The 11,884-nt window shown below is 69.6% G+C and carries 11 protein-coding genes and 1 tRNA gene; 4 read left to right on the top strand and 8 right to left on the bottom strand.

What is annotated here, in order from left to right:
* Positions 1–71 precede the first annotated feature (71 nt).
* Positions 72–257 carry a hypothetical protein gene (locus tag AB6V29_RS06185; protein WP_307312775.1) on the top strand — a complete coding sequence of 62 codons (186 nt, stop codon included), beginning with the start codon at positions 72–74 and terminating at the stop codon, positions 255–257.
* A 38-nt stretch (positions 258–295) separates the two neighbouring features.
* Here AB6V29_RS06185 and AB6V29_RS06180 read toward each other — a convergent pair whose 3' ends face one another.
* Entirely contained in the window at positions 296–778 is a 483-nt protein-coding gene (locus tag AB6V29_RS06180; RefSeq protein WP_369357579.1) for an Lrp/AsnC family transcriptional regulator, read from the bottom strand.
* An 80-nt stretch (positions 779–858) separates the two neighbouring features.
* Between AB6V29_RS06180 and AB6V29_RS06175 the strand changes: the two genes are divergently transcribed.
* From AB6V29_RS06175 to AB6V29_RS06165, 3 genes are all read left to right on the top strand, one after another.
* Complete coding sequence (locus tag AB6V29_RS06175; protein WP_369357578.1) at positions 859–1,791, top strand: DMT family transporter; 933 nt, start codon at positions 859–861, stop codon at positions 1,789–1,791.
* A gap of 79 nt (positions 1,792–1,870) precedes the next feature.
* Positions 1,871–3,460, top strand: a complete 1,590-nt coding sequence (locus AB6V29_RS06170) for a molybdopterin-dependent oxidoreductase (RefSeq protein WP_369357576.1) — start codon at positions 1,871–1,873, stop codon at positions 3,458–3,460.
* A gap of 170 nt (positions 3,461–3,630) precedes the next feature.
* Complete coding sequence (locus tag AB6V29_RS06165; RefSeq protein ID WP_369357574.1) at positions 3,631–4,665, top strand: ATP-binding protein; 1,035 nt, start codon at positions 3,631–3,633, stop codon at positions 4,663–4,665.
* 10 nt (positions 4,666–4,675) lie between these two features.
* On the opposite strand, the gene AB6V29_RS06160 is transcribed toward AB6V29_RS06165, so the two are convergent.
* The 7 genes from AB6V29_RS06160 to AB6V29_RS06130 form a co-directional block, all read right to left on the bottom strand.
* The gene (locus AB6V29_RS06160) at positions 4,676–5,254 is read right to left on the bottom strand and encodes an isochorismatase family protein (RefSeq protein ID WP_267787676.1); all 579 of its coding nucleotides are present in this window, start codon (positions 5,252–5,254) and stop codon (positions 4,676–4,678) included.
* Complete coding sequence (locus tag AB6V29_RS06155) at positions 5,251–7,506, bottom strand: efflux RND transporter permease subunit (protein ID WP_369357572.1); 2,256 nt, start codon at positions 7,504–7,506, stop codon at positions 5,251–5,253. Before AB6V29_RS06155 ends, AB6V29_RS06160 begins: the two co-directional genes overlap by 4 nt.
* Positions 7,507–7,547: 41 nt before the next feature.
* Complete coding sequence (locus AB6V29_RS06150) at positions 7,548–7,943, bottom strand: hypothetical protein (protein WP_210073674.1); 396 nt, start codon at positions 7,941–7,943, stop codon at positions 7,548–7,550.
* 348 nt (positions 7,944–8,291) lie between these two features.
* Positions 8,292–8,364 (bottom strand) — tRNA-Thr (locus AB6V29_RS06145).
* Between the two features lie 65 nt (positions 8,365–8,429).
* Positions 8,430–9,101 (bottom strand): deoxyribose-phosphate aldolase, encoded by a 672-nt coding sequence (gene deoC, locus AB6V29_RS06140; protein ID WP_307312784.1) that lies wholly within the window; start codon positions 9,099–9,101, stop codon positions 8,430–8,432.
* A gap of 61 nt (positions 9,102–9,162) precedes the next feature.
* The gene (locus AB6V29_RS06135; protein ID WP_369357569.1) at positions 9,163–10,704 is read right to left on the bottom strand and encodes an alpha/beta hydrolase; all 1,542 of its coding nucleotides are present in this window, start codon (positions 10,702–10,704) and stop codon (positions 9,163–9,165) included.
* A complete protein-coding gene (locus AB6V29_RS06130; protein WP_267787679.1) occupies positions 10,701–11,879 on the bottom strand; it encodes a DNA polymerase III subunit delta' in 1,179 nt (392 codons plus the stop codon). The genes AB6V29_RS06135 and AB6V29_RS06130 overlap by 4 nt, the downstream gene beginning before the upstream one ends.
* Positions 11,880–11,884: the final 5 nt, after the last annotated feature.

Genomic DNA, 11,884 nt, shown 5'->3' with positions numbered 1-11,884 from the left:
CGGCGCAAGCGGCGCGGCATCCGGCGCTGGATCGTGTGAGGTGAGAACCCACACGCAATCGAGGAGGCGTCATGGGTGTCGCACGTTGGATCGGAACCGGCGCGGTCGGACTCGCAGGGGCCGTCCTGGCCCGGACGGCAGTCGGCCGTGCGGTCGCCGCCGGAACCGTGGCCTACCGGGTCTGGAAAGACCCCAAGGTACAGAAGATCCGCCGCAAGGTGCAGGCGAAGGTTCTCAAGCAGCGCTCGCAGCGCTGAATAGCCCCGGGCCCGGGTCGCGATCATCGACCCGGGCCTTACGCGTGCCCGGGGGCCGGTTCCAGCGGCAGGGGCGAAACGGGCTTGGTGACCCCGAACGCGAAGGTCGTGTCGATCGACGACAGCAAAGGGATCGCGCGCAGGTGATCGCGCAGGAGTCGCTCGTACTCCTCGAAGCTCGGCGTGACGATGCGCACCAGGTAGTCCCAGTCGCCGGCGAGCAGGTGGGCTTCGACGATGTGCGGGATCGCGCGCAAGCGCTCCTCGACGGCATCCACCGTCGCCCCCTCGTGCGAGGCGAGCCGCAAGCGTACGAAGGCCGTGATGGTGAGGTCGACCGCTCTCGGCGACACCACCGCGCGATAGCCCTCGATGACGCCCGCCTGCTCGAGCTGACGCACGCGCCTCAGGCACGGCGACGGCGAGAGACCGACGCGATCGGCCAGTTCCTGATTGGAGAGCCGACCGTCTTGCTGCAGTTCACGCAGGATCAGTCGGTCGATGCGATCGAGCGAAGTCATATAGCAGATTCTGCCAACTTTCGTGGATTATGGGCAAGAATCGCAATCCGCTGCGTCGGCGATCTTTCTACGCTCGCAGGGTGACGACGTTCACCCTGCCCCTACCCCGAGCGCTGCCCCGCCGCACCGTCGTCGGCCTGACGGCTCTCACCGCCGTCGTCGCCCTCTGGTCGTCGTTCGCCCTGTCGACGCGCGCGCTCGAGGGCGCCGGACTCACGATGATCGATGCCGCGATCGTTCGCTTCGCCGTTCCCGCGATCGTCCTGAGCCCGTGGATCCCCCGCGCATTCCGCGCTCTCCGCGCCGAGCGCCCCGCTGTGCTCGCTCTCGTACTCCTGGCCGGCCTGCCGCACTTCCTGCTGTTCGCCTGGGGCGCCCACCTCACCTCTGCGGCGCTCACCGGACTGCTCGTGCCGGGGACCGTCCCCCTGTTCGTCGCGGTGCTGCTCTTCCTGTGCGCGCGCCGCAGGGTGTCGCCGCGCCGCCTGCTCGCCCTCGCCGCGATCGTCGCGGGAGTGCTGACCAGCGCGCTGTTCACCGGCGGACCGGCGGGGCCCGCCGGTATCGCCGTGCTTCTGGCTGCCGGCCTCGTATGGGCCGCCTATACGCTCGGGGTCGCCCGCGCCCGGCTCGATCCGATCACGGTGATCGTGGTCGTGTCGGTGACGTCCGTGGCATCCGCCCTGCTCCTGGCGACGACGGGCGTGTTGCCTTCCACCCTCCTCACCGGCACAGCCGACCTGAGCACCGTGGGCACCTACGCCCTCGTGCAGGGGGTGGGCACGGGGCTGCTCTCGACCGCCTGCTACGTCGTGGCGGTCAAGAACCTCGGCAGCAGCCTGCCCGCCGCCGCCGGAGCCCTCAGCCCGGTCCTCACCGCCGTCGTGGCCGTGCCGCTCCTCGGAGAGCCCCTCGGCCCGGGCCTCGGCTTCGCCCTGGCACTGATCACGACGGGCGTCGCGGTCTTCGCGCTGTCCCCCGCGTCCGCGAGCGCTCCCGACGCCGGCTCCTGACGGCATCCGTTCCGCCCTCCGCTCCGAACAGGTAGGAAGGCTCTTCGCGAATACGCGCGGAGCGGAGACGAGGGATGCCATGACGACCGACACCGCGGCCCGGGAAGACAAGACCACCACGGTCCGCCGCCCGCACGCCTGGATCTGGGCCGCCCTGGCCGGCATCGTGTCTGCGGCGGCTCTGCTGGCCGTCGCCGAAGCGCTCGCGGCGCTCGTCGCCCGATCGGCGAGTCCGATCCTGGCCGTCGGCTCGTTCATCGTCGACATCGTCCCGCGCCCCCTGAAAGAGCTCGCGATCACGCTGTTCGGCGAGAGCGACAAGATCGCCCTGCTCGCCGGCGTCGGTCTCGGTGCCGCCGTGGCCGCCGCCGTGGCCGGTGTGCTCGAGTACCGCTTCCGCTTCGTGGGGGTGATCCTGCTCGGCATCGGCGGCATCCTCGCGACCGCGGCCATCGTCACGCGCGCCGGAGCCGGAGCTCTCGCCTGGCTCCCCCCGGTCATCGGCACCGTCGCCGGGGTCCTCGTCCTGCTCCTCGCCATCGTGCGCCTGCGTCGCTGGGTCTCGGCCGCGACCGCGGGAAAGGCGGATGCCGTGGGCACCGACCGTCGCCAGTTCCTGCTGTTCACCGGCCTCACCGCGGTGGGCGCCGTCGTGGTGGGCGTCGGAGCCCGCGTGCTCAACGCCGCCACCTCGTCGGTCGCCGCCGCCCGCGATGCCCTGCGGATCCCCTCGGCTCGCACCACGGTGACCGTGCCCGAGGGTGCGAACTGGGAGATCGACGGCCTGACCCCGATCATCACCCCGAACGGCGATTTCTACCGCGTCGACACCGCGCTCACGGTCCCCAACGTCGACCCCACCACGTGGCGTCTCTCGATCGAGGGCATGGTCGACAACCCGATCGAGCTCAGCTTCGACGATCTCGTCAACATGGGACTCGACGAGTACGGCGTCACCCTCACCTGCGTGTCCAACGAGGTCGGCGGCGGACTCGTCGGCAATGCCATCTGGACCGGAATCCCCATCCGCGACGTCCTGCGCATGGCCGGCGTTCAGGGAGATGCCGACATGGTCCTCTCCGAGAGCGTCGACGGGTACACGGCATCCACTCCCCTCTCGTCCCTCACCGACGACAACCTCGATGCGATCTTCGCTGTGAAGATGAACGGCGAACCGCTCCCGTTCGAGCACGGCTTCCCCGTGCGCATGGTCGTGCCGGGCCTGTACGGCTACGTCTCGGCGACGAAGTGGGTCACCAAGCTCACGGTGACGCGTTTCGACAAAGACGAGGCGTACTGGACGCCCCGCGGCTACTCCGCAGAGGCCCCCATCAAGATGTCGTCGCGCGTCGACACACCCAAGATCGGTTCGCCCGTCCCGGCAGGCCCCGTCGTCATCGCCGGCATGGCCTGGGCTCAGCCCGTGGGCGTGCAGAAGGTGGAAGTCAGCATCGACAACGGCGAATGGCAGGAGACCCAGTTGTCGACGCCGATCAACGACCAGTCGTGGGTGCAGTGGAAGCTCGACTGGACCGCCGACGCCGGTACGCACTACATCGCCGTCCGAGCCACCGACAAGCAGGGTAACCTGCAGATCCAGGATCAGGCGCCGATCGCCCCCGACGGCTCGAGCGGTTGGCAGCGGACGCTCGTCACCGTCTCGTCGTGAGGTGCCGCCCGGGAATGTCAATCTCTGTTTCCGGGCGCACCCCCGCGGCATGATCGGCGTATGCCTTCAGCAAGCACCCCGGCCCACACGGGCGCCCTCGTATGACCACGGCCACGGATGGACCGCGGATGACGTCCACTTCACCCGATCACGAACCCACCCGCCCCTTGATGAGCATCCGACGTTCGATTCCGCAGGACTGGGACGAGCAGGTCGACCTGTTCGCGATCGTCAAGCTCGACAGCGGTGGGTTCGTGCGCGGATGGAATCTCGGCGCCGAACGCATCAAGGGGTACAGCGAGGACGACATCCTCGGTTCGCACTTCTCGCGTTTCTACCGCGAGGAGGACCGACGCCGCGGCAAGCCCGACCAGTTGCTGGCCGCAGCCCAGCGAGACGGCCACGTCGAGGACACCGGCTGGCGCGTCCGTCGCGACGGCAGCGAGTTCTGGGCGCGCGTGACGATCTCCGCCATCCGTAACGAGCACGGCCAGGTTCGGGGCTTCGTCAAGATCGTGCGCGACCTGACCGCCGAGAAGCAGGCCGCCGACGAGCGTCTGGCCCTGCAGCGCACCTTCGCGCATGATCTGCTCTCGCCGGTCACCGCCCTGCGCGGCTATCTCGACCTCATCGGCGAGGAGCTGCCCCCCGACCACCGACTCCTGCATCTTGCGGGAGAAGCGAGCGACCACCTCATCGCGATGGCGCAGGCCCTCATGGCCGAGGTCGACACCGCGGGTCAGCGAGGCCGCAGCCGAGCGAGCCTGGACTTCATCGCTCGCGGGGCGGTCTCACTGGTCCTTCCCGGAGACGCGCCCGGCCGGGTCGTCTTCGGCCAGATGGATGCCGTGACCGTCTGGGGCGACGTGCTGGGCCTTCGGCGGGCCATCGCGAATGTGCTCGAGAACGCCGCCAAGTATTCGGACGACCTCATCGAGATCGAGGCGTTCGAAACGGACGAAGGCGCCGCGATCCGCGTGCGCGATCATGGACGCGGTATCCACCCCGAGGATCTCGCCTCGATCACCCACGAGGGCAACCGCGGCCGCTTCGCCGACCCCGGGGACGGGGGTCTGGGCATCGGGCTCGCGAGCGTCCAGCGGATCGTGAGCGAGCACGGCGGCACGCTGCGCATCACCAGCGTTCTCGGCGAGGGGACGAGCGTGACCATCACCCTCCCCCGCGCCGACGACGAGCGCGACTGAGCGCGGCGCCTCAGTCGCCCGAGGTCGCGAGTTGCGCTCCGGCCGTCTCGATCTCGGTGAGGGCGGCGGCGCTCGAATCGGGGTGCACGCCCGCGATCAGGTCGATCAGCACGCGCACGCGACGCCCGGCGCCGAGGGCGTCGAGGGCCGAAGCCCGCACGCAGTAATCGGTCGCGATCCCCACGACGTCGATGTCGCGGATGCCGTGAGCCTCGAGAAGCTGCGCCGCGGTCTCGCCCTCGTCGGTGACGCCCTCGAACAGCGAGTAAGCAGGCTTGCCCTGCCCCTTTTTGAGGTGGTGGGTCACGCGCGCGGTGTCGAACACCTCGTCGTAATCGGCGCCGAAGGTTCCGCCGACGCAGTGCACCGGCCACGTGTCGACGAAGTCGGGGGCCTCGGAGAAATGGCCGCCGTTGTCGTCGTCGCCGTGGTGCCAGTCACGCGAAGCCACGATCAGCGCGTAATCGTCGGCGTGCTCGGCGAGGTACCGCGAGATGCGCTCGGCGACCGCGTCGCCTCCTTCGACACCCAGCGCACCGCGCTCGGTGAAGTCGTTCTGGACGTCGACGATGAACAGGGCGCGCGTCATGCGTCGAGCCTACGCGCCCCGACATCTCCCCTGCCCAGCTTCGAAGGCCACCAGATGCGACGACCCAGGTCATAGGCGAGCGCCGGCACGAGGAGGGATCGCACCACGAACGTGTCGAGCAGGACCCCGAACGCCACGATGAAGGCGAGCTGCGCGAGGAACAGGATCGGAATGACCCCGAGAGCGGCGAACGTCGCCGCCAGCACGAGACCCGCCGAGGTGATGACCCCACCGGTGGCGACGAGTCCGCGCAGGATTCCCGCGCGCGTGCCGTGCACGAGCGACTCCTCCCTCACTCTCGACATCAGGAAGATGTTGTAGTCCACGCCCAGGGCGACGAGGAAGACGAAGCCGTACAACGGCACCGCCGGATCCGCGCCCGGGAAGCCCAGGATGCCGTCGAACACCAGGGCGCTGACCCCCAGAGCAGCGCCGAACGAGACGATGACGGTACCGATGAGGACGAGCGGGGCCACGACCGAGCGCAGCAACGCCATGAGGATGAGCAGGATCACGACGAGCACGATCGGGATGATCAACGAGCGGTCGCGGATCGAGGTGTCGATCGAGTCGATGTCGGTCGCGGTCACCCCGCCCACCAGGGCAGCTCCCTCTCCCAGCTCGGTAGCCAGAGCGACGCGGAGCTGACGGACCGTGTCGTCTGCCGCCGAGGAATCGGCCGTGTCGGCGAGGGTCGCGGCCAGCAGCACGTCGCCCTCGGCGACGGTCGGGGTCGGGGCGGGCGTTCCGGGCGCACCCGACGTCGTGGTCTGCAGGGCGCCGTCGACCACGCTCACGGGCGACTGTCCCCCGGGGGCGTCGGCGCTGAGTACCGAGACTGCGTCGATCCCCGAGGCGTTCTGCAGCACGGTCACAGCCCGAGCAGCTTCCTGCTCGGGGACGAGAACGTATGCCGGGCTCCCGGAGCCGCCCGGGAAGTGCTCGGCCAGGGCCGCCTGACCGTCGCGCGCCTCCGAAGCCCCCAGCACGAGGTCGCTCGCGGGCACCCCGTCGGCGCGCAGCTGCGTGACGCCGACGCACGCCGCCAGGAGGACGAGTGTGCACACGACCCACACCGGGCGAGCGCGACGGGCCACGAATCGCGCCTGGCGCGGCCAGAGGCCCCTCGCCGGCTGCGTGAGGTCGGCGGGGATCGCCGATCGGCCCGGCCGGGGCAGGAACGGCCAGAACGCCGCCCGGCCGACCAGCGCCAACAGGGCGGGCAAAAACGTCAGTGCCGAGAGCACGGCGAACGCGATCCCGATCGACGCGATCGGGCCCAGAGCACGGTTGGTGGCCAGGTCGGACAGCAACAGGCAGAGAAGCCCGGCGATCACGGTGCCTCCCGAGGCCAGGATGGGCTCGAACGCCCGCCTCCACGCCCGGGTCGTGGCATCCCATCTCGTCAGGCCCTCGCCGATGGCTTCGCGGAACCGCGCGACGTAGAGGAGGGCGTAGTCGGTGGCCGCACCGATGACGAGGATGAACAGGATCCCCTGCACCTGACCGTTGAGCACGACGACCCCGGCGTACGCGAGCCACCAGACGGTGAGAAGCGCGACGCAGAGGGCGAAGACCGAGGTCAGTAGGACGAGGATCGGCAGCAGCGGTGAGCGGTACACGACGACGAGGATGACGAACACCGCCACGAGGGCCACGATCAGCAACAGACCGTCGATACCGAGGAAGCCCTTCACGAGATCGGCGGTGAACCCGGCGGGACCGGTGACCCACGCTTCGACTCCGGCGGGCACCCCGGCCGCAACCGTCTCGCGCACCTGCTCGACCACCTCACGCACCTCGCCGGAGCTGTCGATCGGCACGAAGATCTGCGCCGCGCGGCCGTCGTCCGAGACGACAGGGGGCGAGGCGTCGCCCGGCACCCCCTCGACGGCGGCCACGTCCGTTGCGAGACTCTGCAGCGCGGCGACCTGCGCATCACTGAGCGCGCTGCCGTCGGAGGTCGAGGCGACCACGATCGCGGGAATCGTGTCGTTCCCGGTGAAATCGGTCAGCCGTTCACTGACGCGGGTCGCGTCGGCCGACTGCGGCAGGAAGGACGACTGGTCGTTCGTCGCAACCTGATCGACCTTGCCGAAGAACGGTCCACCGATCGATCCGCCCGCCGCCCACAGCAGGACGAGCAGACTCGGGATTCCGATGCGCAGCCACCGCGATACCCGCGCGGGTCGTAGCGAGCGGCGCGTGGCTGCGCGGGTGGAGCGACGAATGGACGCAGGCGAGTCGGGCATATAGCTAGCTTATCTAGCAATATATCCTCTTCGCCAGTTCGTCAGCCTCGCGCGAAAAGCACCACGATCGAGACGACGAAAGCGACCACGCCCAGGCCCAGCACTCCCGCGGCGAGGAAGGAGACGAATCGAACGAGGGGCGAGGAGCGCGTGAGCCGCATGCGATTCGACGAGCCGCGGCGGTAGAAGATATCGGCCATATCGGCGGCGCCGATCTTCACCTCGTCGTGCGCCGAGAGCGGCGCTTCGTTCACTCCCCCGTCGGCGTCGAACCAACGGACCACGCGACCGTCGTCGACGTGCTCCACGACCGCGCGGACGGGCAGCCAGGTGCCATCTGCGAGCAGGAGGAACACCGCCGCGAATGCCAACAGCAGTCCACCGCCGAGACCCACCCACGTGAAGATCTCGATGACGGCATCGAGGGCGTTCGACACGGAGGCTCCAGCGGGGTCAGCGGGCGGAGGACGGCCGTCACGCGGGCGCGGAACGAGGCGGGTTCAGCCTATCGGGCGGGTGCCGAGATCGTCGCCGGAGCCGGCGACAGCGCCCAGGGACGACGCGTCGCGACCAGCGCGACGGTGAGCTGCACGGCCGCAACCACCCCGAACGAGATGTCGATCACCTGCCAACCCACGGGATGCCCCCGGAGGGCGGCCGCGATCAGCAGGTGGGCGAACGCCAGCCATTCGGTGCCGTAGGCGAGGAAAGGAAACGCCGCGGCCGTGGCATCCAGCCCTTCGAAGAAAGGCCCCCACCCGGTGGAAGCGGGTGAGGGCCTTCGGAGCCGCCTAAGGGAATCGAACCCTTGACCTATTCATTACGAGTGAATCGCTCTGCCGTCTGAGCTAAGGCGGCATGTGCTCGCTGTCGCGTGCACGATCATCGATCTTACATGCTCCAGCGCGTGCCGAGGTACGCGCTCAGTAGTCGCCCACCGCGGTGCGGTCGGCGAGGATGTCCCGGCTCGACGACAGACCGAGGCGCGTGGCCCCCGCGGCGATCATCTCTTCGGCGGCGGCGCGGGTACGCACTCCCCCCGAAGCCTTGACCTCGGCGCGGTCGCCGACTGTGCGCTTCATCAGCTCGACGGCGTGGACGCTCGCTCCGCCTGCGGGGTGGAAACCAGTCGACGTCTTGACGAAATCGGCGCCCGCGTTCACCGCGGCCTCGCAGACGGCGACGATCGCCTCGTCGCTCAGCGCCGCCGACTCGATGATGACCTTCAGCACGGTGGGGGCGGGAGCCGCGGCGCGCACGGCGCGGATCTCGGACTCGACGACGTCGTAACGCCCCTCGATCGCCGCACCCACGTCGATGACCATGTCGATCTCGTCGGCGCCCTGGGCGACCGACAGGGCGGCCTCGGCCGCCTTGACCTCGGCGTGGTGCTTGCCGCTGGGGAAGCCGCACACGACGGCGAGCTTGAGGCCCTCGGGGAGCTGCACGGGCAGGAACGACGGCGAGATGCACACGCTGTAGGTGCCGAGCTCGGAGCCCTCGGCGATGAGGCGCTCGACATCGGCGCGAGTGGCCTCGGGCTTGAGCAGCGTGTGGTCGATGTAGGACGCCAGGTCGACGATGGGCGCGTTCATAGGGGTCTCCTCGGGATGTGACGTCTTCAGCCTACGCGGACGGTCGGGCCCGAACGCGGCGCTACTCGCAGCGCAGCCCCGCGGCGGGCACGGTGCCGTCGATCAGGTAATCGTCGACCGCCGAGTTCACGCAGTCGTTGCCCTTGTTGTAGGCGAGATGCCCCTCGCCGACGTAGGTGACGAGCACACCCTGCGACAGCTGACCGGCGAGCGCCTGCGCCTCGGCATACGGGGTCGCGGGATCGCCCGTCGTACCGAGGACGACGATCGGCGGGGAGCCGGGGGCGGTGATCGCTTCACGCGTGCCCGTCGGCGGTGCCGGCCACGCCTCGCAGGCGTCGGGCCCGAGCCAGTACGGGGCGACGACCGGCGCCTTCTCTCGGAGCTCCTGCTCGATCTGCGGATTGTTCTCGTCGCCCTCGTCGGGATAGTCGACGCAGTTGTAGGCGCGCAGCGCCTGCATCGTGTTGTCCTGGTACTTCCCGTCGACGCGACCGTTGTAGAAGTCGGCGAGTTGGAACGCGACGGAGGCGTCACCGTTCTGCACACCGCTCAGCGCGATACGGAGGTATGGCCAGTTCTGGTCGCTGTAGAGAGCCGCCACGATCGATGTCACCAGAGTGTCCGCGCCGAGCTGTCGGCCGTCGGGACCGGCGAGAGGACGCGCGTCGACCCGCTCGAGCACCGACGAGAGGTCATTCATCGCATCGTCGACGGACCCGGTGAACGGGCAGTCCGAGTTCTCGAGGCAGTCCGCTATGAAGGCGCGCAAGGCGTTCTCGAATCCGACCGCCTGAGCGATCCCGCTCGCGCTGCCGGGCAGACTGGGGTCGATGCCGCCGTCGAGCACCATGCGACCCACGCGATCGGGAAAGAGCCCCGCGTAGGTGGTACCGAGGAACGAGCCGTAGGAGAAGCCGAGGTAGTTGAGCTTCTCGTCTCCCAGGACGGCGCGGAGCAGATCCATGTCGCGCGCGGCGTTCTCGGTGGAGACGTAGGGCAGGATGCCGTCGCTGTTCTGCTGACACGCCTGCGCGAAATCGGCCTGACGCTTCTCGAGGGCGGCGTTGCGCTCGTCGCTGCCGCGCGCTCCCGGCGGGATGTCGTAGAGGAACGCATCCATGCCCGCCGCGTCGTAGCAGGTGACCGGAGCAGACTGACCGACGCCGCGGGGGTCGAAGCCGATGACGTCGTAGTCCTTCGTGAGCGTCTCATCCGCCACGAGCGAGAGGGAGTCGCGGACGGTGGAGACGCCGCTCACACCGGGTCCGCCGGGATTGGTCAGAAGCGAGCCCAGGGGCTGACCCGACGTCGCGCGGTGGCGGATGACAGCCAGCGAGAGCTCGCCCTGGGACGGATCGGAGTAATCGCGCGGGGCCGTGACCGTGGTGCAGTCGAAACCCGCCGAACCGCAGTCGGTCCAGGTGAGCGTCTGCCCGTAATACGGCAAGAGCGCGGCATCGATGCCTTCGGTCTGCGGAGCCGGCGACGGACCGACCGCGGGAGCCATGGGCGGGATCTGCGCGTAGAGGCAGCCCGACAGTGCGAGAGACAGACCCACGATGCCCGCGACGACGGCGGCCAGACGGCGACGCACGCTCACGGGGCGGATCCGTTGGCGACGGTGATCATGAGGCTCTCCAGCGCCAGCAGCGGGGCGGCGTTCTGTTCGAGGTTGCGGCGGGTGACCGAGATGCGGTCGAGGACTCCGAGTGTGCGGGAGGGAGACCACTCGGAGGCCACGGCACGCAGGGCCTCGAGACGCTCGCTGTTGACGAGATCGCCCTCCCGGCCGTATTGGATCATCACGACGTCGCGGAAAAGCGACTGCAGGTCGGTGAGTACGCGGTCGATGCCGTCGCGCAGGCTGCGGGTCGCACGGCGCTTCTGGTCATCTTCGAGGGCGTTGACCTGGCCGCGCACGGACGGCGGCACCGCGGCCCCCTCTGCCACACCGAGCATGCGCAGGAGCGAGCGACGCTCCTCCTCATCGCGCGTGGCCGTGAGCGCCTTGGCGTCGTCGGTGGCCAGGCGCACGATGCGCCCCGCGACGTCGACCGCGTCGCCGATGCCGCGCACGGCGAGGACGGCGGCGATGGTCTCGGCCCGACGGCCGCGCGCGTCGTCGTCGGTCGCGAGCCGCTGCGCCATGCCGATGTGGCGCTGCGCGTGCCGCGCGGACTCCTCGGCGATGTCGGGGCTCACCCCCGTGCGCTCCACGATGAGAGCGGCGACGTCGGCGACGGACGGCTCGCGCAGGCGCAGCACGCGCACACGGGAGCGAATGGTCGGCAGGAGATCGGCGTCACTGGGCGCGCAGAGCACCCACACCGTCTTCTCGGGGGGCTCCTCGAGGGCTTTGAGGAGAACGTTCGAGGTGCGCTCCGCCATGCGGTCGGCGTCTTCGACGACGATCACGCGGTGGCGTCCGAGCGAGGGGGCGAAAGAGGCACGCTCGACCAGGCGTCGCGCCTCGTCGATGCGGATGACGACCTGCTCGGTGCGCAGTGCGGTGAGATCGGGGTGGGTGCGGGCGAGCACCTGACGCTGCGCCTGCTCGTCGCCCGGATCGGCGATGAGCGCCGCGGCGAACGCGTACGCCAGCGTTGAGCGGCCCGAACCGGGAGGGCCGGTGATGAGCCACGCGTGGGCAAGGGCGGAGGGATCGGATGCCGCGTGCTGCAGCGTCTGGACCGCCTCGTCCTGCCCCCACACGGCATCCCACGGGAATGCCGTCGTCCCTGCGGAGGAAGCGGGCGAATCGAGGGCGACGGACATGGGCT

This window comes from Microbacterium sp. 20-116 (genome assembly GCF_041079415.1).
Lineage (GTDB): Bacteria > Actinomycetota > Actinomycetes > Actinomycetales > Microbacteriaceae > Microbacterium.
The sequence above is the reverse complement of the archived record's forward strand: the minus strand, read 5'-3'. Positions and strand labels throughout refer to the sequence as shown.

What these genes read in the sequence shown, in the direction of transcription:
- AB6V29_RS06185 (WP_307312775.1), top strand. Translation starts at nt 72, where the DNA reads ATGGGTGTCGCACGTTGGATCGGAACCGGCGCGGTCGGACTCGCAGGG.
- AB6V29_RS06180 (WP_369357579.1), bottom strand. Translation starts at nt 778, where the DNA reads ATGACTTCGCTCGATCGCATCGACCGACTGATCCTGCGTGAACTGCAG.
- AB6V29_RS06170 (WP_369357576.1), top strand. Translation starts at nt 1,871, where the DNA reads ATGACGACCGACACCGCGGCCCGGGAAGACAAGACCACCACGGTCCGC.
- AB6V29_RS06165 (WP_369357574.1), top strand. Translation starts at nt 3,631, where the DNA reads ATGAGCATCCGACGTTCGATTCCGCAGGACTGGGACGAGCAGGTCGAC.
- AB6V29_RS06160 (WP_267787676.1), bottom strand. Translation starts at nt 5,254, where the DNA reads ATGACGCGCGCCCTGTTCATCGTCGACGTCCAGAACGACTTCACCGAG.
- AB6V29_RS06155 (WP_369357572.1), bottom strand. Translation starts at nt 7,506, where the DNA reads ATGCCCGACTCGCCTGCGTCCATTCGTCGCTCCACCCGCGCAGCCACG.
- deoC (WP_307312784.1), bottom strand. Translation starts at nt 9,101, where the DNA reads ATGAACGCGCCCATCGTCGACCTGGCGTCCTACATCGACCACACGCTG.
- AB6V29_RS06130 (WP_267787679.1), bottom strand. Translation starts at nt 11,879, where the DNA reads ATGTCCGTCGCCCTCGATTCGCCCGCTTCCTCCGCAGGGACGACGGCA.